The 21,761-nt window shown below is 64.2% G+C and carries 21 protein-coding genes; 12 read left to right on the top strand and 9 right to left on the bottom strand.

Annotated elements, in window-relative coordinates:
• The coding region (locus FFS45_RS36400) for a biopolymer transporter ExbD (protein WP_137959473.1) at positions 1-306 on the top strand (306 nt) is incomplete at its 5' end.
• A 196-nt stretch (positions 307-502) separates the two neighbouring features.
• Positions 503-805, top strand: a complete 303-nt coding sequence (locus FFS45_RS36395) for a hypothetical protein (RefSeq protein ID WP_249363074.1) — start codon at positions 503-505, stop codon at positions 803-805.
• A gap of 64 nt (positions 806-869) precedes the next feature.
• On the opposite strand, the gene FFS45_RS36390 is transcribed toward FFS45_RS36395, so the two are convergent.
• Positions 870-1,742, bottom strand: a complete 873-nt coding sequence (locus FFS45_RS36390) for an alpha/beta hydrolase (RefSeq protein ID WP_249363073.1) — start codon at positions 1,740-1,742, stop codon at positions 870-872.
• A 204-nt stretch (positions 1,743-1,946) separates the two neighbouring features.
• Between FFS45_RS36390 and FFS45_RS36385 the strand changes: the two genes are divergently transcribed.
• On the top strand, positions 1,947-2,492 hold the full coding sequence (locus tag FFS45_RS36385; RefSeq protein ID WP_137959472.1) for a YbaK/EbsC family protein: 546 nt from the start codon (positions 1,947-1,949) through the stop codon (positions 2,490-2,492).
• Positions 2,493-2,684: 192 nt separating this feature from the next.
• Positions 2,685-3,392: a hypothetical protein gene (locus tag FFS45_RS36380; RefSeq protein WP_137959471.1), complete on the top strand. Its 708-nt coding sequence runs from the start codon at positions 2,685-2,687 to the stop codon at positions 3,390-3,392.
• Positions 3,393-3,461: 69 nt separating this feature from the next.
• Here FFS45_RS36380 and pstS read toward each other — a convergent pair whose 3' ends face one another.
• From pstS to FFS45_RS36360, 4 genes are all read right to left on the bottom strand, one after another.
• On the bottom strand, positions 3,462-4,550 hold the full coding sequence (pstS, locus tag FFS45_RS36375) for a phosphate ABC transporter substrate-binding protein PstS (RefSeq protein WP_137959470.1): 1,089 nt from the start codon (positions 4,548-4,550) through the stop codon (positions 3,462-3,464).
• A gap of 66 nt (positions 4,551-4,616) precedes the next feature.
• Positions 4,617-6,101, bottom strand: a complete 1,485-nt coding sequence (locus FFS45_RS36370) for an MFS transporter (protein WP_212745793.1) — start codon at positions 6,099-6,101, stop codon at positions 4,617-4,619.
• A gap of 479 nt (positions 6,102-6,580) precedes the next feature.
• The gene (locus FFS45_RS36365; protein ID WP_137959469.1) at positions 6,581-7,978 is read right to left on the bottom strand and encodes an MFS transporter; all 1,398 of its coding nucleotides are present in this window, start codon (positions 7,976-7,978) and stop codon (positions 6,581-6,583) included.
• A gap of 190 nt (positions 7,979-8,168) precedes the next feature.
• Positions 8,169-9,740, bottom strand: coding sequence for an amidase (locus FFS45_RS36360; protein WP_137959468.1), 1,572 nt, complete (start codon positions 9,738-9,740; stop codon positions 8,169-8,171).
• 254 nt (positions 9,741-9,994) lie between these two features.
• Here FFS45_RS36360 and FFS45_RS36355 point away from each other — a divergent pair, with 254 nt between their 5' ends.
• From FFS45_RS36355 to FFS45_RS36335, 5 genes are all read left to right on the top strand, one after another.
• Positions 9,995-11,170, top strand: a complete 1,176-nt coding sequence (locus FFS45_RS36355) for a glutathionylspermidine synthase family protein (protein WP_137959467.1) — start codon at positions 9,995-9,997, stop codon at positions 11,168-11,170.
• Positions 11,171-11,174: 4 nt separating this feature from the next.
• Positions 11,175-11,669, top strand: a complete 495-nt coding sequence (locus FFS45_RS36350) for a hypothetical protein (RefSeq protein WP_137959466.1) — start codon at positions 11,175-11,177, stop codon at positions 11,667-11,669.
• 68 nt (positions 11,670-11,737) lie between these two features.
• The gene (locus FFS45_RS36345; RefSeq protein ID WP_137959465.1) at positions 11,738-12,661 is read left to right on the top strand and encodes a LysR substrate-binding domain-containing protein; all 924 of its coding nucleotides are present in this window, start codon (positions 11,738-11,740) and stop codon (positions 12,659-12,661) included.
• Positions 12,662-12,828: 167 nt separating this feature from the next.
• Positions 12,829-14,136 (top strand): MFS transporter, encoded by a 1,308-nt coding sequence (locus tag FFS45_RS36340; protein WP_137959464.1) that lies wholly within the window; start codon positions 12,829-12,831, stop codon positions 14,134-14,136.
• Between the two features lie 43 nt (positions 14,137-14,179).
• Positions 14,180-15,421: an amidohydrolase family protein gene (locus tag FFS45_RS36335; RefSeq protein WP_137959463.1), complete on the top strand. Its 1,242-nt coding sequence runs from the start codon at positions 14,180-14,182 to the stop codon at positions 15,419-15,421.
• Here the strand turns inward: FFS45_RS36335 and FFS45_RS36330 are convergent.
• Positions 15,418-16,344: a DMT family transporter gene (locus FFS45_RS36330; RefSeq protein WP_137959462.1), complete on the bottom strand. Its 927-nt coding sequence runs from the start codon at positions 16,342-16,344 to the stop codon at positions 15,418-15,420. The two genes, FFS45_RS36335 and FFS45_RS36330, sit on opposite strands and share 4 nt — an antisense overlap.
• 156 nt (positions 16,345-16,500) lie before the next feature.
• Here FFS45_RS36330 and FFS45_RS36325 point away from each other — a divergent pair, with 156 nt between their 5' ends.
• Together FFS45_RS36325 and FFS45_RS36320 are read left to right on the top strand one after the other, a co-directional pair.
• Positions 16,501-17,421 carry a LysR family transcriptional regulator gene (locus tag FFS45_RS36325; RefSeq protein ID WP_137959461.1) on the top strand — a complete coding sequence of 307 codons (921 nt, stop codon included), beginning with the start codon at positions 16,501-16,503 and terminating at the stop codon, positions 17,419-17,421.
• 116 nt (positions 17,422-17,537) lie between these two features.
• Positions 17,538-17,933 (top strand): PPC domain-containing DNA-binding protein, encoded by a 396-nt coding sequence (locus FFS45_RS36320; protein WP_137959460.1) that lies wholly within the window; start codon positions 17,538-17,540, stop codon positions 17,931-17,933.
• Here the strand turns inward: FFS45_RS36320 and FFS45_RS36315 are convergent.
• A complete protein-coding gene (locus FFS45_RS36315; RefSeq protein ID WP_249363072.1) occupies positions 17,903-18,712 on the bottom strand; it encodes a helix-turn-helix transcriptional regulator in 810 nt (269 codons plus the stop codon). The two genes, FFS45_RS36320 and FFS45_RS36315, sit on opposite strands and share 31 nt — an antisense overlap.
• A gap of 103 nt (positions 18,713-18,815) precedes the next feature.
• Here FFS45_RS36315 and FFS45_RS36310 point away from each other — a divergent pair, with 103 nt between their 5' ends.
• Positions 18,816-19,883 (top strand): medium chain dehydrogenase/reductase family protein, encoded by a 1,068-nt coding sequence (locus FFS45_RS36310; RefSeq protein WP_137959459.1) that lies wholly within the window; start codon positions 18,816-18,818, stop codon positions 19,881-19,883.
• Positions 19,884-19,940: 57 nt separating this feature from the next.
• On the opposite strand, the gene FFS45_RS36305 is transcribed toward FFS45_RS36310, so the two are convergent.
• The gene (locus tag FFS45_RS36305; protein WP_137959458.1) at positions 19,941-20,738 is read right to left on the bottom strand and encodes a hypothetical protein; all 798 of its coding nucleotides are present in this window, start codon (positions 20,736-20,738) and stop codon (positions 19,941-19,943) included.
• A 96-nt stretch (positions 20,739-20,834) separates the two neighbouring features.
• Positions 20,835-21,728 (bottom strand): SDR family oxidoreductase, encoded by an 894-nt coding sequence (locus tag FFS45_RS36300; RefSeq protein WP_137959457.1) that lies wholly within the window; start codon positions 21,726-21,728, stop codon positions 20,835-20,837.
• Positions 21,729-21,761: the final 33 nt, after the last annotated feature.

The raw sequence follows: 21,761 nt of genomic DNA, 5'->3' as shown, positions 1-21,761 counted from the left end.
CAGACGCACGCCATCAAGATGAACCTGCCGGTGGGCAACCCGCCGCCGCCGCTCACGCAGCCGGAGGTGGTGCAGATCGACATCGACTTTGACGGCACGATGATGTGGAACGGCACGGTGGTGCCCGACCAGGCAGCGCTGGACGCGAAGCTTGCGCAGGTGGCGGCCGAGCCGGTGCAGGCCGAGATCCATCTGCTGCCGAACAAGCTGGTGCCGTACAAGGATGTGGCTGCCGTGCTGGCTGCGGCGCAGCGCATCGGCGCCATCAAGATCGGGTTGATCGGCAACGAGCAGTACATGCAATAAGGAAGCGCCGCTGCATCGCCGCAGCGGCGCTCGCCCCAATGCCTATCCCAGCATGAAAAAACCTTCACGCATTCGAAGTCGGAGCGACACGCGATTCCACCTATTCTGAAGGCGCTACTTCGGCACCGGCCTGGTTGCTGGCGCAAGACCGGTCGTCTAGCCGAAGCGCGCTATGAGAAACCGGAGGAAGACGCTCATGAAGACCCCCTTGAAGTATGGACTGCCCCTTGGGCTGATGATGGCCAGCGCTTGCGCGATGGCTTCGGGCCCGCTGACCCCGCACCAATGCAACTCCTATCCGTTCCAGCCCACCCACGGCGAGGTCACGCACCGCGACCTGATGCGCGAGCTGAACGAGCTGGAGTCCGTCGGCTACCGGCCGGCGATCGACAACTACTCGCTCGATATCACTGACGCACGGGCCCGTCTGATGGCGAAGTACGAGACGGATTGCAAACCTGACCAGCACGCCGCAGACGTTCCGCCGTCCAATAGCTGAGCTTCTTTCGTGGTGCAGACAGGGCACGCCCCCGAAGGCTAGGGGCGTGCGTCCGGCGATTGCGTCACGCAGCCACGTGCGCCATCCACTCGGCAATATCGTCGACGACCTTGCCTTCGATGCCGTAGTAGCCATGCGGCGATAGCGACGCGCATTGGTTCGACGAATGCTCGATGCCGCCTTGCACGAAGAGCACCGTCGCATGGGTGTTGCGCATCGACTGCGCGATGGGGTCCGCCATCGAAGGCGGCGCAACCTTGCATTGATCGTCCCTGTTCGCGACTACCAGTGCGGGAACGCGCACGTCTTGCGGATGCGCATCGAAAACCGTTTCATGCGAGCCACCGAGAATCGACACCGACTCGGTCAGGATCACGCCCGCGAGCTGCGAGCCTCTGGCGTGCGCGGCCGCATTCATTGCCGCGATCGACCCTTGACTCGTGCCCAGCACCCAGACGGGCGCGTTGGCCTGCTGGTGCGCGAACTCGACAATTTCACGCGTCACTTCGGCGTAGGCAGCGGTACTGCGCTTGCCGCGCATCGATTGATGATCGATCGCATCGACGAGCACGACGCCGTAGCCTTTGGCGGTCCACAGATCGCGCGAGCGGACGACGAAATTGTCGCCATGCTTGATCTGGCCGTCCTTCTCGATGCCTATGTCGTCGGCGCCGCCCGGAAACATCACGATCACGCCACGCACCGCCGACGGCGGCGCGTCATAGAGCACACGTTGAAACGAACCGTCCGGCAGCGGCAAGTCGCGCACCAGCACGCCGCCTTCGGACGCTGCGCCGACTGTCCCGGCAGCCGTGGGTCGATGGTGGTGGGGTTCGTACGCGCAGACCGCCGCAGGTGCGAACGCGGCAACCGAAACCGCGCACACAGCGAGGGTAAGCAGGGAAGAGCGAAGGCAACGGATTTGATTCAGGAACACGCAAAGCCCCCTAAGTCAGTATCTTCAGAACGTCGATTCCATCTGGGTAGACGAGTCAGGGCAGGATAAAAGACAGCGTGCCAAATTGAAAATACATATGAGAGGCGGTTGCCATATCTCATGCATATGGAAACCCGAACCGGGCACACTGCATGCAAAAATGCGACCCGCTAGAATAGTCATAAGCCAAACCTCCTGCCTGTCATGCATTCACACGAATCCCTCCATAAACTCGACATCGTTGCCCGCGACCAGCTCGCGGAGCATCTCCCGGCTCACGTCGTCGCCCACTTGCCGCCGAACGAAGTGATCGTCTTCGCGGTCAGCGATGACGCCTCCGATACCGCACAGTTCAGCGAGCGCTACGGCTTCGGTCTGGAAGACTGCGCGAATACCATTGTGATCCGTTACAAGAAGGACGGCACGGAGCAGTATGCGGCGATCGTGACGCTCGGCTCGCTGCGCCTCGATATCAACGGGGCCGTCAAGGCTCACCTCGGCGCGCAGCGGCTCTCGTTCGCCAAACGGGAGGTCGCGGTCGAACATAGCGGCATGGAGTTCGGCGGTATCACCGCGTTCGGCGTGCCGGGCGATTGGCGTATTCTGGTCGACGCTGCGGTGATGGAGCGCGCGCAAGTCGTGATGGGGGCGGGCGTGCGCGCGGCGAAGCTGTTGCTGGCGCCGGCCCTGTTGCGCAGTTTGCCGAACTGCGAGGTTGCAACGCTGACTTTGCCCGAGGTTCCTGCGTAACCCGAGCGCGCTTCCTGAATTCCTCGTCGTATCAACCACTTGAATCGTTTGCCCGCGAGTTATCCACATCCTTATCAAGCGAATGTGTGGACAACTCGCCTTCCTGCGTTCGCCCGTGCCCAGCCAGCAAAATCCCGGCATGTAATTTAAACCGTATATACTGTTTATATTGTTTATGACCCGGAGATGACAATGAACGAACCCAGCATCAAGAAGCCGACCAAGAAGGCCTTTCACTTCCCGAAGGGCGCGACGGCGCAAGATGCCACGGCTGACAAGCAGGCCGCCGCGCCGGCTGAAGCAACGGTGAAGGTGAAGACGAAGGCGGCGGCTGAATCGAAGGCATCGCGCAAGGCTGCCGGTAAGGCAGCGGCAGCGCCGAAGGTAGAAGCCGCAGCAAAGGAAAAGGCCGCACCGAAGCCGAAAACCGCTACGAAGGAAAAAGCCGCACCGAAGCAAAAGGCTGCTCCGAAGCAGAAAGCCGCATCGAAAGAGACGGCTGTCGAAGCGACCGCAGTCGCCGCAGAGAAGCCGAAGCGCGTCAAGAAAGACACGGCAAAGAAAGAAGTTGTGAAGAAAGAAGCCGTGAAGAAAGAAGTTGTGAAGAAAGAAGCCGTGAAGAAAGAAGTTGAGAAGAAGGAAGAGCCGAAGAAGGAAGAGCCGAAGAAGGAAGTCGTGAAGAAAGAAAAAGTCGTGCGCGACAGCTTCACGATGCCCAAGTCGGACTATGCAAAGATCGCCACCTTGAAGCAGAAGTGCCTCGACGCAGGTATTTCGGTGAAGAAAAGCGAAGTGCTGCGTGCCGGTCTGCTGCTGCTCGAAGGCGCAACGCAGCAACGTCTGCTGGCTGCCATCTCGGCGGTCGAAACCGTCAAGACCGGCCGTCCTTCGAAGGAATAACGCAGGAAGGAAGGTATCAGGCGTTACGCGAACGGCGCACCCGCAACGGTGCGCCGTTTGTCTTTGCGCCTAGCGGATCGACTGGATCTGCGCCTGGCTCAACTCCCAGGTATGCGGCGGCAGCGGAATGAAATGCACCGTGTCGAGATAGGCCTCGTTGGTTTCCGAAGGCACGATCGACCACAGCAGGAAGCGGCGCAGCGCAGCGGCCGTCGCCGGGTCTGGCTGCTTCGTCGAGACCACCGCGTACTCGTAGTTCACGAGCGGATAGGAACCCGAAGCCGGCGCGTACACGAGGCTGAGCCGCTCGTCAGCCGGCGTGCGCGGACCGAGCGATGCGGCGCCCGCCGTGATCGTCTCCCGGGTGGGCAGCACGAATTCGCCGGCGCCATTCTTCAGTGCCGCCGTGCCGAGTTGCGCGGCAGCCAGCTTGTCGCTAAAGCTCACACCCACATAGCCGACCGAGTAGGGCGTCGACTGCAGCGCCTGTACCATCCCGGCGTTGCCGACTGCTGTGGCGCTGCCCGGCACGTTCGGCCACGTGATCGTGGTGCCGTATCCATTGGCGTTTTCCCAGTCCGGCGTGGCGAACGAGAGGAATTGCGTGAACACGAACGTATCGCCGGAACCTTCGGCGCGGCGCAGCGGCACGATCGCATGATGCGGCAGCGTCACACCGGGATTGAGCGCGGCGATCTGCGGGGCGTCCCAGTTGCGGATCGTGCCGCCGTAGATGCCGGCCAGCACGGGGCCGTCGAGTTTCAGATGAATCGCGTTGAGGCCGGGCACGTTGTAGTTGACCGTCTGCGCGGCGATCGCCAACGGCACGTTGATGATCTGCGGATGCTGCCGCATCTCTGCATCGGACATATACGCGTCCGACGCACCGATCAGCACCTTGCCCTCCAGCACCTGCTGGATGCCGGCTTCGGAGCCGGTTGCGGCAATGTTGATGTGAACGCCCGGGTGGGTCTTCGTGTAGGCGTCCACCCAGGTCGTGAACAACGGGTATAGCAGGGTCGAACCGGTCTCTGTGAGTGTGAGGTCTTGTGCGCTGGCCAGCGCGCCTGTCATGGCGAGTGCCGCCACGCACAGCGGCACGGCGGCGAAACGGCGCCAGCTCAGGCGCGGTGCCGGGTTCTTAACGTCGTGAGTCATGCCTCTCTCCGTCGCATTACTGGGAAGCCATCGTTGGTATGGGGCAACAGGGCGGTGCGCAAACGTCTAGTGTCCAATCTCGTCGAGGCTCACGCCGTTCGTCTCGATGCGGAAAACCCACGTCACCACAGCGCCGAGAATCGAGGTGCCCACGAGGATATAAAGCAGCGGGCCGGTGCCGATGCCGGCCAGCAGGATCGGGAACAGGAACGCGGTTGCCACCGCGCCGATCTTGCCGACCGCGGCTGCGAAGCCTGCGCCGGTGCCGCGAATCGCCGTCGGGAAGACTTCGCCTGCCAGCAGATAGGTCTGCGCATTCGGTCCCAGGTTGGTCATGAAATTGAACAACATGAAGCCGGCGAAGATGATGATGGTCTTGGTCGAACCTTCAAAACCATCGGAGAACGAAGCAATCAGCAAGCCCGCTGCGCAACCGATAAAGCCGATCACCTGCAGCCAGATCCGTCCGACCTTGTCCGCCAGGATCACCGCAAAGATAATGCCGACGATCAGCAGCATCGTGATCAGCGCGGCGCCCTTGGCGGCGAGGATGTCGTTGAGGATCAGGTCGGTGACGCTGCGCACGTGGTCGGCCTTGGCGCCGAATGCGGCGCCAAGGATGGTCGGCGTGAAGATGCCGATCCCGTACGTGCCCAGATCCTGCAGGAACCACGGCACTGAGGCGAAGATCGTCGCGCGCAGATTGCGCCTGGCGAACAGCGCCAGAAAACTGCCGTGGCCGTGACCGGTCGCCGCGTCGTCGATCTCGCGCGACAGCGCGATGCTGGTCGGGTACTGCGGGGTGCGCACCAGCAGGCGCGTCGCAGCCGCTTCGGCACGGTCGACCGCGCCGCGGATATGCAGCCAGCTCGGGCTTTCGGTGATGTAGAAGCGGCCGATCGTCACCGCCAGCGCCGGGATGATCGCGGTGCCGTACATCCAGCGCCATGCGTCGAGGTTGGGAACCGTCGAGAGCACCAGAAAGCCCACTGCCGTGCCACCCAGCGCGCCGAGCGCCTGGAAGCCGAACGCGGCTAGCACCAGTTTGCCGCGGCTGGTGCTCGGGATGCTCTCGGAGATGATCATGTGCGCGGTCGGATAGTCGCAGCCGAGCGCGACGCCGAGACCGAACAGGCAGATCACGAGCGAGATGAAGTTGGTGCACGCCACCAGCAGCACGAGGAACGCGACGAAGATGACCATTTCGACAATGAACATCCGCTTGCGTCCGAAGTAATCGGACATGCCGCCCAGACCCACCGCGCCGACCAGAATCCCCATCAGGCTGGCGGCACTGATCAGGCCGTTCTGCGCCGCGCCAATGCCGAACTCGCGCGAAATCAGCGGCAGCGCCACACCGGTCATGAAGACGACAAAGCCTTCGAAGAACTTGCCGGCCGCGGCGAGCGCCCAGATGCGCCATTGCATGCCGGTCATCGGCACGGAGGGCAGGCGTGTGCCGTCCGGCCACATCGGACGCTCGTCGATGTACTGCTGAACGGATTTCACGTTGGCGTGCCGCAAGCTGTCGGAATCTGCCACATCATGCATACCAAGCTCCTTGTGGTGTGTTGCTACTGCGCTTGCGATGGGGTGCAGGAGGCGTGTCGCAGGGACGCGCACTCGTGCTTCGCTGCGTGTCACGCGCGCCCGCGGAAGGGCGCTGGTCTGTCAAATAGAACCTGGCGGATACGGGATGGCGTTTCGGTGAGCGACACGACACCCTCGCACGAACTTGCGATGCCAGGCGCCCATGGTGACGCGCGTGGGTGTCGTACAGATGACAGGAGGGCTATACGGGAGTGCTAAAGGATCATGGGGAGACCGATGCTGCGGCGCAACGGAGCACACCATACGGGCAATGAATGGCTCATTGAGCGCGGCATATCGTACAGTTTGACGACATGTAATCTACGAATAACGTCACTGTAAACTTTGCCGTGAATGACGATGCAGGAGAGGCAGGCGCGCTTCGCTCATACGATAAGGTTAAATCGCAATGTCAAATCCGCGCGCCTGACGCGTTCACCTCACCCGCGGCTGCCTCGCGAGATCTCTTCACCGGCGCGATGCGGCAAGCGCAACGTGACCGGAATCGAGGCGAACGAGCAGAGTCCCACCACCAGGAACGCCGGCCAGAAGTCGGTCCACGCAATATGCGCATGACCGTTCAGGACACGCGTAATCTGCAGCACGATCCCGCCGATCGTCACGCCGAGGCCGAGCGACATCTGCTGCACGACGCTGCCAAGACTTGTTGCACGGCCCACATCGCGGCTTGCGATCTCCGCATAGGTCAGCGAGTTCAGACTGGTGAACTGCAGCGCCGGAAAGAATCCGCCGAGCAGCACCACGAACCAGATCAGCCATGTCGGCGTGCCGGGGAAAAACGCGCCGCAGATCGCGATGGAGATGCCCGAGAGCGCGGCATTGACCACCAGCACGTTGCGAAACCCATAGCGCCGCAACACCGACGACGCGATAGTCCGCATGAACATGCCGCCGAACGCCGAAGCGCAGGTAATCAGACCGGATTCGAAAGCGGTCTTGCCGAGCCCCTCCTGCAACAACAGCGGCAGCAGAAACGGCAAGGCCCCGAGTCCGATCCGGAACAGCGAGCCGCCTGCTACGCTGGCCTGAAAAGTGGGAATACGCAGAAAGCGCAGATCGAGCAGCGGCAATTTGATGCGGGCGGCATACGGCACGTAGATCGCCAGCAAAAACGCACCGCACACGCACATGCCGATGGCGTTGCCGTTGGAGATCGTCTCCCCGCCGATCAGCGACAGCCCAAGCAGAAACAGGGACGCTCCGCCCGCTGAGAGAAAAAAGCCGATCCAGTCGAGCGGCCCCGGGTGCGGCTCGCGCGTATTGGCGATATGGCGATTCGTCAGATAGATGCCGAGCACCCCGACCGGCACGTTGATAAAGAAGATCAGGCGCCAGTGCAGATAGGTTGTAATGAAGCCGCCGAGCAGCGGACCGGCTGCGGGGCCAAGCATGGCCGGCACGCTCAGATAATTCATCGCGCGAATGAACTCGGACTTGGGCACCACGCGGAAAATGATGATGCGTCCGACCGGCACCATCATCGCGCCACCCACGCCCTGCACGAAGCGCGCAAGCGTGAAGGTGGCGAGCGACCCCGAGGCAGCGCACAGCAGCGAGCCGGCCACGAAGATGCCAATGGCGGTGCGAAACACGGTGCGCGCGCCGAAGCGGTCGGCGAGCCAGCCGCATACCGGAATGAACACGCCGAGCCCGAGCACATAGCTCGTTACCGCGATCTTGAGCGTGACCGGGTCGCGGCCGAAGTCGCGCGCCATCGAGGGCAGGGCGGTCACAATCACGTTCGCATCGACACTTTCCATGAACATCGCACACGCGACGATGAGCGGGGCGAGAAGCGCTTTCTGGACAAGTGTCATGGGTACGACGGTCTGAAGAAGGCCTGCGAAGTGCCGATTATGGCATCGGAAGGGGAGGAAATGCTATGAAGTGTTCCCTACATGAAACAGATTGTGCGTCGCGCAAACGCGATTCGCGCGTGAGGCCGCCGGTGAATGCGGGCCGTCACGCGCGGGGGGAAATGAACCGGAGCGAAGAGGCGCGGCTGTCTCAGACCGGCAGGGGCGGCATGCTCGACTGCCTGATGAAGCGCGGCTCCTGGCGCCATTGGGTCGCCTGTTCGAACGCGTAGCCGAGACCGAGCAAGCGGGCCTCGCTCCATGCCGGACCGACAAACGACAAGCCGACCGGCAAGCCGCGCACGACGCCCGCCGGCACCGTCAGATGCGGATAGCCGGCCACGGCGGCCGGTGTGGAGAAGCCGTCGCTGGCGCTGTCGCCGTTGATGAAGTCGGTCAGCCACGCGGTGCCGCCGGTTGGCGCGATGATGGCGTCGAGCCGGTGTTCGCGGATCACCCGGTCGATGCCGTCCTCACGCGCGCCCTTGCGGCAGGCGGCCAGCGCCTGGGTGTAGGCGTCGCTGTCGAGGCCGCCCAGTGCCTCGGCCTGGATCAGCAACTCCTGGCCGAAATACGGCATCTCGCTGTCGCGCTGAGCGTTATTGAAGGCAATCAGGTCGGCGAGCGAGCGAATCGGCGCGTGCGGTGCGAAGGTTGCGAGCCAGAGCGGCAGATCGTGCTTGAACTCGTGCAGCAGCACGGCCTGCTCTTCGCTTTCGTAGCTCACTTTCGGCAAGTCGATCGGGTCGATCAGCTCGGCGCCGAGCTTCACCAGTTGCGCCAGCGCGTATTCGATGCGCTGGTCGATCTCATCATGGCCGGTGAAGAACTCGCGGGCCACGCCGAGGCGCGCTCCTCGCAGCGCGTTCCCGTTCAGCGCACCCAGGTAGTCATCCGGCGCGGGCGCTCCGAGGGTGGCCGGATCGCGCGGGTCGGGGCCGGCCAGCGCGCTGAGCAGCAGGGCCGCGTCGCTGACGGTGCGCGTGATCGGGCCGGGCGTGTCCTGAGTGTGCGAGATCGGAATGATGCCGTCGCGGCTGATGCGCCCAACCGTAGGCTTCAGGCCGACCACGCCCATGATGGAGGCGGGCGACACGATCGAGCCATCCGTCTCGGTGCCGATCGCCATGCGCGTGAGGTTGGCCGCGACCGCCGCCGCCGATCCCGAACTGGACCCGCTGGTGGAGCGGTCGAGCGCGTAGGGGTTGCGCGACAGGCCGCCGCGCCCGCTCCAGCCGCTCGTCGAACGCGTGGAGCGCAGGTTGGCCCACTCGCTCAGGTTGGTCTTGCCGAGGATCACGCCACCGGCGGCGCGCAGCCGCTCGACCAGGTATGCGTCGCGCGTGGCGTGGACGCCGTCGAGCGCCAGCGAACCGGCGGTGGTGGCCATTTGGTCGCCCGTCGCGATGTTGTCCTTGATAACGACCGGCATGCCGTGCAGCGGCCCGCGCAGCTTCCCGGCTGCGCGCTCGGCGTCGAGCGCCGCGGCTGTCCGCAGTGCATCGGGATTGAGTTCGATGATGCTGCGCAACTCCGGCCCGCGCCGGTCGAGCGTGGCAATCCGCTCCAGATAGTGACGGCTGGCGTGCGCTGCGTTGGCCGGGTCGGGGGCGCCATCTGTGCCGGTGTCCTGTGCGAGGTTCGAAGGCAGGGCGGATGCATCCCGTGTGGAGATCGCGGAGGCCAGCAGGCCAAGTGAAGCGAAGAAACTGCGTCGTCTCATAGTGAAGATCTTGTTGAAATGTGAACGTGGAAGACGCTGCGCGGTGCGCTCCCAGGCCGTTGCTGTCGCGCCTCCACAGGCAGGGCGAATCGCAATCGCGCGAGATTACCTTAACAAAATTAGATGACGGCGAAAGCCCGCGCTGGGGACGAGGCGAAGCGGCCACTTTTGTTAAAGATTGAGCACAGGCTGTATTGGAGATAGACGATGCGCTACCATGTTTCGATGCAACGCACAGTACAACAACAAACGCTATGCAACGAATCAAGCAGATTCCACGCGCGGACTGGCCGCAGCGTCTGGACGACATCGGGTTCCACTTCCATTCCATCGACAAGGACGGCGTTCCTCAAACGCCCGACGCGAGCCAGTTTCCGTATTGGCTCGAAGACTCGGCCTATGTGTTCAGCGAGGCCGAAATCGAGGCGTTGTGGGCCGCCACGCGCGAGCTTCACGCACGTTGCCTCGAGGCCGTGGACTATGTGATCCGCGCCAACCTGTTTTCACGGCTGGCCATCCCCACCGGCTTCGAGGGGCTGATCCGCGCGTCGTGGGAGCGGCGCGATCCATCCGTATATGGACGTTTCGACCTGACGCTCGACGCGAACGGCGTGGCCAAACTCTATGAATACAACGCGGATACGCCGACTTCGCTGATTGAATCGAGTCTCGCGCAATGGTTCTGGAAGACCGACGTGCAACCCGCTCACGACCAGTTCAACAGCATCCATGAAGCGCTGATCGAGCGCTGGGGTGTGCTGCGCCGGCATTACCCGGACGTTGGCACGCTGCACTTCGGCTGCATTTTCGATAGCCGCGAAGACATCGGCAATGTCGAATACATGATGGAAACGGCCGTTCAGGCCGGCTGGCGGGTCAAGATTCTCGACATGACGCGCATCGGCGTGGATGCGGCCAGCCAGTTCTACGACGAACAGGATGAGCCGATCCAGTTGATGTTCAAGCTGTATCCGTGGGAGTGGATGATCCGCGAGCGGTTCGGACGCCACCTGATCACGAGCCCGACACGCTGGGTCGAGCCGCCCTGGAAAATGATCCTCTCCAACAAGGCGATTCTGCCGATCCTCTGGCAACTGTTTCCCGATCATCCGAACCTGTTGCCGGCGTCCTTTACGTCCTATCCGTTCGACGGTGTGCCGCATGCGAAGAAGCCATTCTATTCGCGTGAAGGTGCGAACGTGTCGCTGCTGCTGGACGATGGACAGGTGATTGCGCAGGACGGCCGCTACGGTGAAGAGGGGTTCATCTATCAGGCCTTCGCACCGTTGCCGCGTTTTGGCGAACGCTATGCAACCCTGGGCTCATGGGTGGTGGGCGATGACGCAGTGGGCCTGTGCCTGCGCGAGGAGTTTCATCCCATCACCAAGAACACGAGCTATTTCGTTCCGCACTACTTCATCAAGAGTTGAGTTGATGACAGCACATCGAATACAAAAACGGCCGACATTGATGCTGATCGGCGCTGCGGGGGCACTGGCCGGGGCTGGCCTGATTGCGGGGTGTCACAACGACACGCCGGTCCAGGTCGAACGGGCGGAGTACGCGTCTCTGGCCGACTGCGAACGCGACTGGAGCCGTCCCGACGATTGCACGCTGAGTGCGGACGGCGGGCAGCCCGCGTCGGGGTCTTCCGGGTCTTCGGGGTCGTCAGGTTCAGGGGGCTATGCTCACGGCTCGGCCGCCCATGCGCACTGGAATGGACCGTACTACACGCGCAGCGGCAAGGTGTATCACGTGGACGGCGATGTGACCGATGACATCGTGCACGTCTCCAATTCGACCGGGATCAGCGAGTCGACCACGACAGAAGGCGCGCTGTCGGAACATGGTGGCGCTGAAGGCATCTCGCGTGGCGGATTTGGCGAGTCGGCTCATGCCGGCGGCGGGGAAGGCGGGCATGGGGGGTAGGGGCCAGCACCGCGTTTTGCCCATCCCCAGCGTTATGATGACCCCACCTCCAACGACGCCCCTTCACCATGAGCATCGCTCCGCTTCCGCCGCTCCAGTGTCTGATCGCATTCGAATCGGCCATGCGTCATGCGAGCTTCACCAAGGCCGCCGCCGAACTGCATCTGACGCAAAGCGCAATCAGCCGCCAGATCGCACAGCTCGAAGAATTTCTTGGACGCTCGCTTTTCGTTCGCGAGCATCGGGCGCTGCGCCTCACCATCGCCGGTGAGCGCTACGCCAAGCACGTGCAATGGCTTCTCACCAGCTGCTCCGAAGCGACGCTCGACGTCATGAAGCGCTATGGCGACCAGGAACTGACCATCGCCTGCTCATCCGGCGTCGCTGTCCTGTGGCTGACGCCGCGCCTGGGCGCCTTTCGCGCGGCCAATCCGAACGTCCATGTGCGCATGATCGTGCGCGACGGACTCGCTTCGCTGTCGCCCGCGGAATTCGACGTCGGCCTGTACTACATCCGGCAACGCGCCGAGCCGCACTTCACCGCGCGCCGGATCTTCGATGAGGAGGTTTATCCGGTTTGCTCGCCTGGCTACCTTGGCGGCCGGCAGATCGAACCGGTTGATCTCGCTCAGGAAACCTTGCTGATGCAGGAGGACGGCCAGCGCCAGTGGATGTCGTGGCCGGAGTGGTTCAGGATCAATGAAGTGCAGATGCCCGCTTCGCCGAAGTCTGTTGTAGTGAACCACTATCCGCAACTGGTGCAGATGGCGATCCTTGGCCAGGGTGTGGTGCTCGGCTGGCGTCACATGATCGACGCGTGTCTTGATGAAGGCCTGCTGGTGCGGGCCACGCGCGCATCGGCCAGTCATGGCGGCGGCTACTACGTGGTGTCGCCGAACGACCGCTCGCAGAACCAGGCGGCACGCCTGTTCACGAACTGGCTGTTCGGGCAGGCGGAGCAGCAGACGCAGCAAGTCGGGCCAACCCGGTAAGCACCGGCGTTCCGGGCTTCGCATGCGCTGCACGCATGCAAGCATGCGATTCTTTCGTTTCAGAAAAAAATCAGATCTCCTCTAGGATCGGCAGTGTGCATGTGGAGGCGCCGCTCGATCCCGAACCGGCGCGCTGCCGGGCGCCGATTCAGATGAGGAAAGAGACCATGCAAGGAACGCTTTCGCCGCACGTCGCGCTGCCGCTCGATACGCTTGCCCGGCAACGGCGCCGCGCGATTCTCGCGACCATCCTTGGCAACGGCCTGGAGTGGTTCGACTTCACTGTGTACAGCTTTTTTGCGGTGATGATCGCCAAGCTGTTCTTTCCCACCGGCAATGAGCTGACCTCGCTGCTGCTGACGGTGGCAACGTTCGGCGTCGGCTTTTTCATGCGGCCGGTGGGCGGTATCGTGCTGGGCGTCTACGCCGACAAGGTAGGGCGCAAGGCCGCGTTGTCGCTGACGATTCTGCTGATGGCGGGCGGCACCGCGCTGATCGGACTCGCGCCAACCTACAGCCAGATCGGCGTGTGGGCGCCGCTCCTGATCGTCGTGGCGCGCCTGCTGCAAGGCTTCTCCGCGGGCGGCGAAATGGGTAGCGCGACCGCCTTCCTGACCGAATACGCACCGCCGGAGCAACGCGCCTACTATTCGAGCTGGATCCAGTCGAGCATCGGGTTCGCCGTGCTGCTCGGCGCGGCGGTGGGCACCTTCGTGACCGCCAGTCTGAGCGCCGATTCGCTCCATTCGTGGGGCTGGAGGATGCCGTTCCTGATCGGCATCCTGATTGGACCGGTCGGCTATTTCATCCGCAGCCGGATGGACGAAACGCCGGTGTTTAGCGCGGTGGCCGAGGAGGCGAAGAAGGATTCGCCGCTCGCCGAAGTGCTGCAACGCTTTCCGCGCGAAACGCTCGCCAGTTTCTCGATGGTGATCCTCTGGACCGCGACCACCTACGTGCTGCTGTTCTACATGCCGACTTACTCGGTGCGCACGCTGCATCTGCCGCAATCGCAGGGCTTCCTGGCCGGCATGCTGGGCGGTCTGATGATCATGTGTTTCTCGCCGCTGGTCGGCAAGCTCGCCGACCGCTTTGGCCGCCGCGTCTTTCTGTCGGGCGCCGCTGCGTCGATCCTGTTGCTCGCATGGCCGATGTTCACCTATATCAACCGCGTGCCGGCGCTGGCGTCGCTGCTGGTGTTTCAAGGTGTGTTCGGTCTCCTGATTGCCGCCTACACCGGACCGATTCTCGCCGCATTTGCCGAACTCTTTCCGACCAAGGTGCTGTCGACGGGCCTCTCGGTCGCCTACAACTTCGCGGTGACGATCTTCGGCGGTTTCGCGCCGTTCTTCATCACGTGGCTGATCGCCTCCACCGGCAGCAATATGGCGCCCGCCATCTACGTGATGATCGCCGCGGCCATCAGCCTTATCGGAACCTTCTACGTGCGCGACCCGCGCCGTTTGCGCGGCTGAGCGTCGCCGGGAGCGGTTCCTTCAACAAGCAAGGAAACTATTCATGACCATCACGGTAATCCGCGGCGGCAACGTACTGGACCTGTCGCAGGGTCGATTGCTTGAACACCATCATGTCGTGATCGAAGACGGTCACATTGTCGAAGTCACCGACTGTCCCGTCGATCTGCCGGGTGTGCGCATCGTCGAGGCGCGCGGCAAGACGGTGATGCCGGGGCTGATCGATTGCCACGTGCATGTGCTTGCCTCGAGCGCGAACCTCGGCACGAATGCCACGCAACCGAACATCCTCGCCGCCATTCGCGCGTTGCCGATTCTCGCTGCAATGCTCGGCCGCGGCTTCACCAGCGTGCGCGATGCCGGTGGCGCGGACTGGGGGCTGACGCAGGCGCTCGAAGGCCGGCTGATTCCCGGGCCGCGCATTTTTCCCTCGGGCAAAGCGCTCTCGCAAACCGGCGGCCATGGTGATTTCCGTCCGCGCGGCGACATGCTCGAACCGTGTTCGTGCTGCTTCAGGGCGGGGGCGATTGCGCGGGTGGTGGACGGCGTGGACGCCGTGCGGCTCGCCGTGCGCGAAGAGATCCAGAAGGGCGCCACGCAGATCAAGATCATGGCCTCGGGTGGCGTGGCATCGCCGACCGATCCGATCGGCAACACCCAGTATTCGGAGGATGAAATTCGCGCGATCGTCGCCGAGGCGCAAGCGGCCAATACCTACGTGATGGCGCATGCGTATACCGGCCGGGCGATCTCGCGAGCGGTGCGTTGCGGGGTGCGAACGATCGAGCACGGCAATCTGGTGGATGAGGACGCGGCGCGTCTGATGCATGAGCACGGCGCATTCGTGGTTCCGACACTCGTGACTTATGACGCGCTGGCGAAGCACGGCGCCGAGTACGGCTTGCCGGCGGAGTCGATTGCCAAGGTCGAGACCGTGCGTCAGGCGGGGCGCGACTCGCTGCAGATCTATGCACGCGCTGGTGTGCAGATCGGATTCGGCTCGGACCTGCTCGGCGAAATGCATATGTTCCAGAGCGACGAGTTGCGGATTCGCGCCGAAGTGCTGGGGAATCTGGAGACGCTGCGTTCGGCCACGACGATTGCGGCGCAGATCGTCGATCGGCCCGGCAAGCTCGGCGTGATCGCAGCGGGGGCGATTGCGGACGTGCTGGTGGTGGACGGCGATCCGCTGCGCGATATCGGCGTGCTGACCGGGCAGGGCGAGCGCATCGAATATGTGTTTCAGCGCGGCGAAGTGGTGAGTCAACGCGGACGCGTGGCCTAAACCTGCTGCGATGCCCCCGGCACCTCAACCGGTGCCGCTTTAGTCCAGCGCACGGTCGCCAGCAGCGACGCCGCCACGATCAACCCGCCGCCCGCCCAGGCCGTCGCCGAGATCCTTTCCCCCAGCCACACACATGCAAACAGCGCCCCGAACGCCGGTTCGCTGCCCATCAGCAGCGCCACGCGGGTCGGGCTGCTGCGTTTGATCGCATAGTTCTGCGCGAAGAATGCAAACAACGTGCATGCCAGCACCAGATAGAGCACGCAGCCCCAGAAGGTCGAATGTCCGGCGAAGGAGGGCACATGCTGCCATTGCCCGCGTGCAAACAGCAGCGCCACCGCCGCGCTGCCGAATGCCACCACGCCCGACTGCACGGCCGTGACCGTCAACGGCGGCAGCGCCGCGCTGCGCATCGCCCGCTTGGTGACGCAGACGATCAGCGCCCGCAGGACCGCAGCCCCGAGAATCAGGGCATCACCCGGATTGAACTCAAGCGCGCCATCGCCGGCGAGCAGCCACGCGCCCAGCAGCGACACCGCGACCGCGCAGCACTCGATGCGGCTCGGCCGGCGCTTGAGCAGCGACCACTCGACGAGCGGCGTGAACGCCACGCACAGGCTGATCAGGAACGCGGCGTTTGCCGCGCGCGTGAGCAGCAAGCCGAAGGTCTCGCACAGATAGATGCTGAACAGCAGCACGCCGGCGCCGAGCACAGCGCGCAAGGCGCGGGCATCGGCATGCCGCAGGTTTCGCAACGCCGGCGAGAGCACGACGAAGGTGATGGCGAAGCGCAGCGCGAGCAGTCCGAGCACCGGGTAATACGCGAGCGCGCTCTTGGCGACGCCATAGCTGGTGCCCCACACCACGGCAACGGCCAGCAGCATCAGGTCGGAGAGTAATTGCAGGCGTTCTTGTCTGGACACGGCGAACCTCGGATGACGGACTTGTGTGACCGTATTGTCGGGTGTTGCGTGGAGGGTGATAATCGGGTTGCGGTGCATAGCTTTTATATCGCAGATGCACAAATCCCCGGCGCTGGCCGTCCCGCTGCGCTTATTGGTCATTTCCTCCCACGCACGATGAATCCCGACGAACTTTTCGCGTTGTTACCCGATATGGCGGTGTTCGCGCGGGTGGTCGAAGTGGGCAACTTCTCCATGGCGGCGCGCCAGCTCGGCAGCACGCCGTCGACCGTGAGCCGGCAGATCAAACGCCTCGAAGAAGCGCTCGCGACGCGCCTGCTGGAGCGCTCGACGCGCAAGGTGCGTGTCACCGAGTCGGGCGCCCAGGTGGCGCGTTACTGCCGGGAGATGGTGAGCGCCGCCGCCGGTGCGGTGGATGCGGCAGGGCAACTGGCAGGCCGGCCGCAGGGCAAGGTGAGCGTGAGTGCGCCGACGCAATTTGCAAGAACCGTGATCCATCCGCTCGTGCCCGGCTTCCTGCGCGCGTACCCGGAGGTGGATTTGCAACTGCTCTATTCGGACCACGACCTCGACCCGCTGGAAGCCGGTCTCGACCTTGTGATCCGCTTGACTGATCGTCCGCCGCCGGGCCTCGCCGGACGCCGGCTCGGCGAGGTGCGCTGGGTGCTATGCGCGTCGCAGGCCTATCTGGAAGCGCGCGGCACCCCGCAGCAGCCGCGCGAACTCGCCCAGCACGACTGCATCTACCTGGGCGACACGGTCGACGACCACCGCTGGCGCTTGCGGCGCGGCAACCAGACGCAAAGCGTCGAAGTGCGTGGCCGCTATATTGCCAACCATGCCGGGGCGCGGCTCGAAGCGGCCCAGCAGGGCTTCGGCATTGCGAACCTGCCGGAATTCGCCGCCGCCGGTGCGCTTGAGCGCTGTGAACTGGTGCAGGTGCTGGCCGACTGGCAACTGGAGACGCAGGCCTATGTCGGCTCGATCTGGCTGCTCTATCCGCCGAACCGGTTTTTGCCGCTGAAGGTGCGAGCGCTGATCGACTATCTGGTCGAGCATCTGGGCACAGGGAGTTGACTGGTGCGCGCGTGCCGTTGCCGGTGGGCGAGAACCGGATGGCACAATGAGCGAAGCTGCCCGATGCAACGTGCCTCAGTACTCGCCATTCATCTGGACTCACCCGGAGCCGAGCGATGCAAACCCATCCTGTCCGCCTGATCCCCGGCGATGACCTGCGCGCCGCGCTCGAAAATACGCTGCGCGCCCTCGGCCTGGAGGCGGCCTTCGTGTTGCAGGGCATCGGCAGCCTGAGTGTCGCGCAACTGCGTTTTGCAGGTGCCGGGGAAGCCACCGAGTTACGCGGCGATCTGGAAATTCTCACGCTCGCCGGCTCCATCTCGCCCGATGGCGCACATCTGCACATGTCGGTTTCGGACGCGCATGGCCAGGTGCATGGCGGGCATGTGACGCCAGGCTGCACGGTTCGCACCACGGCCGAGATTCTGCTGGCGCTGCTGCCCGAGCATCGCTTCGCGCGCGAGCAGGATGCGGCGACCGGCTATCCCGAGCTGGTTGTTTCGACCCGATAGATCACCAGCTTGAGCGCCGGATCGTCGTTCGCCTGAAACGTTGCGTATTCCGCCCACAACGCTCCCTTCGTCGCATGATGAAGACGCTTGCGTCCTGCAATGGTGGCGACCACGTCGTGCGTTTCCCACCAGCTCGCGAATTCCGCGCAGCCCTCGTACAGGCGCTCCTGCAGTTCGATAAAGGCGGGGTCGCCCGCCCACAGATCGTGGGTCGCACGAAACTGCGCGACCATCCGCTTCGCTTCGCGCGCCCAGCCCGAACCGAACAGGGTCCGCGCGTGCGGGTCCGTCAACATGTAGAGGAGGATGTTGCGCCCGGCCGGCGGGATGGCGCCGAAGTCCTTGAATAGCTCGACGGCCGCCGCATTCCACGCAAGGATGTCCCAACGGCGTCCGGTGAGATAGGCCGGTTCAGCGAGACTTTCCACCACCCGGCGCACCGTATCCGGCACGCTTTCTAACTCGAACGGACGCCGTTGCGCGACGCGTGCGAGGGCTCGCAAATGCGCATGCTCGGCCGGCCCGAGCCGCAGTGCGCGGGCGAGTGCATCGACGGTAGTGGAGGAGGGGCTGACGTCGCGCCCCTGTTCCAGACGGATGTACCAGTCCACGCCGATGCCGGCGAGTTCGGCCACTTCCTCGCGGCGCAGTCCGGGCGTGCGCCGGCGCCGGCCGCCGCCCATGCCGAGCGCGAGCGGATCGAGGCGCTCGCGGCGAGCGCGCAAAAAATTGCCGAGCTCGGCGCGGCTCGTGTCGCTCAGGTCATTCATGTCGCCCATGAAACCCCCAAGGGAGGAACTTGCCAATCCTGGGATAATACCAGCCCTGAATGTGCCGGGAAGGCGCGCCTACCATGACATTTTTCCAGCAAGGAGAGACATCATGAAGGCCGCTATGCTCAAGCAGTTCGGAACGCCGTTGACGATCGAAGACCTGCCCGATCCGCTCGCCGCGGCGGGCGAGGTCGCGGTGGAGGTGGTTGCCGCGCCGGTTCTGTCCTACACCAGTGAGGTATTCAGTGGCGCCAGGCAATATCCGTTGCTGTTGCCGCTCGCGCCGGGTGTTGGGGCAATCGGCAGGGTGCATGCCGTCGGTCCGGACGCGACGCGTCTGAAAGTCGGAGACTGGGTGTTCTGCGACCCCACCGTGCGTTCGCGCGACGACGCAATCTCCCCGGATGTCATGCTGCAAGGCTGGATCGCCCCCAGCGAAGGGGCGCAGCGCATGCAGGGCTATTTCCGCCACGGACCGTTCGCCGAACGCATGCTCGTGCCGATGGAGAACGCCTTTGCGCTCGGTGAGCTCGATCGCGGTGACGCTGGGCGCTGGTGCGGCTTGATGTCGATGCTGGTGCCCTATGGCGGTCTGCTCGCCTCCGGCTTGCAGGCCGGCAACACGGTGCTGATCAGCGGCGCGACGGGTCACTTCGGCAGCGCGGGCGTGGCCGTCGCGCTAGCGATGGGAGCCGGTTGCGTCGTCGCCCCGGGCCGCAACGAGGCGATGCTGGCGCAACTCGCACGCCGCTTCGGTCCCCGTGTCGCGACCGTCGTGCTGAGCGGTAATGAGGCGGAGGACACGGCACGCATGCGCGAGGCCGCGCGCGGGCCGATCGACATCGTGCTCGATATCCTGCCACCGCTCTCCGACGCGGCGCCGGTGCGCGCCGCCGCGATGACGGTGCGGCCGCACGGCACGGTGGTGCTGATGGGCGGCCTGCGGATCGGCGTGGAGTTTCCGTACGCGCACCTCATGCGCAATTGCATCACGGTGCGCGGCCAATACATGTATCCACGCGAGGCGCCGGCGCGGCTCGCGGCGTTGATCCGCAGCGGGCTTCTGTCGCTGGAGGGTTTCGAGGCGACCCGTTTTCCGCTCGCTCAGGTGAACGAAGCAGTGGTGCACGCGGCGGAAAATGGCGGGCCGTTCCGGATCACGTTTATCGAGCCGTGATCGGGGCGTTGCATCCGGCGCGTGGCGACGACCGGTGTGCGCCAGCCGCGTTCCCCGTCACGACCGCGGCGCTTCTTCGGGCGCCGCCGGGCGAAAGCGCGCCTGCACCGCGACGAGCTGGTCGTCCGACGTGGCCACCAGCCACAGGCGTGCGCTCTCCACCATCAGGCGGTTATGGTCCTTCAGCACGCCCAGCGAGGCGACCGTCTGCCACTTCACCGGCGCCACCTTGCTGGTTCGGCCCGACGGCGTGCCGACCAGCAGGCAATACGGGCCGAGCGGCAGGGAGACGAGCGGCAACGCCGGCTTGACGCGAATCCGCCAGTCGATAAACGGCGCGTCGCCAAAGAGCAAGGGTCCGGGCAAGCCGTGCAGCACGGTGAAATCGTAGAGCGCGAGATGTTCGCGCATACCCGCATACAGGCGGCGGATATCGCTCACCACCGCCGCGCGGATCTCATCGTCGAACATGGCTTCTTCGGCATAGCGGGCCTGGGCTTCGTGCGCCTCGCGCTGATAGGCGCTGAAAACCGCCAGCTCCATGCAGTCTTGCGCGGCACGCTGCACATCGGCCGGCGTACCGGCTTCTTCCGGCTTGCCCATTTGTGCCGCGCGCAGAAAGCGGGCCAGCGCGGCTTCCTGAATCGCGGGGCCGTCGATCTGCGGGTCGTCGACGGCGTCCTTGCCGAGCGGCACGTAAAGGTATTTCTCAGCGGCAAAGCGTGACTTCTTGCCATCGTCGAACTTGATCTCGCCGTCGCTGCAATCCAGATAACGCGTGCCGATCCGGCCATGTTCCCAGATGAAGTTTTTCAGCAGGGGGCGCAACGGATGCAGCGTCTCGTGATCGGTCATAAACCACTCCAGTGCCTCGATGGGGCCGGCAGCCGGCAGATGCGGCTGCGGGTTGACGTCCCATCATGGCACGGGAGCCGGTGGTGTGCGAGCGGTTTAGCGCTTGACCTTCGCTTCGAGCAGATCGCCCATGCCGATCCGCTTCGCAAAGGCAATGCGCACGCGTTCCGAGACTTCGAGCACTTCACGCGCGCCGTCGCCGACAAAGTCGATCACGGAACGCATCGGCCGGGTGCCGGCCGGCAGGCCGACGATCCGCACAATCTCATCGGCTACGGCTTGCGGAGTGGCGTCCGGAGGCGTGAGCGAAGAGAGGCGCGCGCCGATCTGGTCCATCACGCCGTCGTAGCGGCTATACGCTGCCGCGGTGGCCGCATCGGCCGGTTTGCCGGCGCTCGGAAAGTGCGCGGTACCCTGCGTGAAAGCGCCCGGCACGACAATCGAGGTTTCGATGCCAAAGCGGGCGATCTCATAGGCGAGCGTGACCGCGAGCGAATCCATCGCCGCCTTCGCGGCGCCGTAGGGGCCCATGAACGGCGGAAAGCCGCCCTTGGTCGTCGTGCTGCTGATCCACAGCATCAACCCGGCTTCCTGCTGGCGCAGATAGGGCAGTACCGCGCGGTTCACGCGTTGCGAACCGAACAGGTTGGTGTCGAATACCTTGACCATCTCTTCCGGCGTAAAGGCTTCCGCGGGTCCCACTACCAGATGCCCGGCGTTCTGCATCACGACGTCGATGCGTCCCTGTTCGCGCACGATGGCCGCGGCGGCCGCATCCGCCGAAGATTGCGACAGCACATCGAGTTCGAGCGGATGCAGGGCGATGCCGCGCGCCTTGGCGAGCGCGCGCAGTTCGTCGGCGCGCGGCTTGTTACGGCCCGCCACGTCGCGCATGGTCGCGTAGACGATGTGTCCGGCCTCGGCGAGCGCCTGGGCCGTGAGCTTGCCGATGCCGGTGCCGGCGCCCGTCACCAGAATGACGTTTTGCATGATGGTTCTCCGTATGGTTCTTGACGGCTGAGG

This window comes from Burkholderia sp. 4M9327F10 (assembly GCF_005503145.1).
GTDB lineage: Bacteria > Pseudomonadota > Gammaproteobacteria > Burkholderiales > Burkholderiaceae > Paraburkholderia.
Note: the sequence above shows the minus strand (reverse complement) of the source record. Positions and strands in the feature narration are given on the sequence as shown.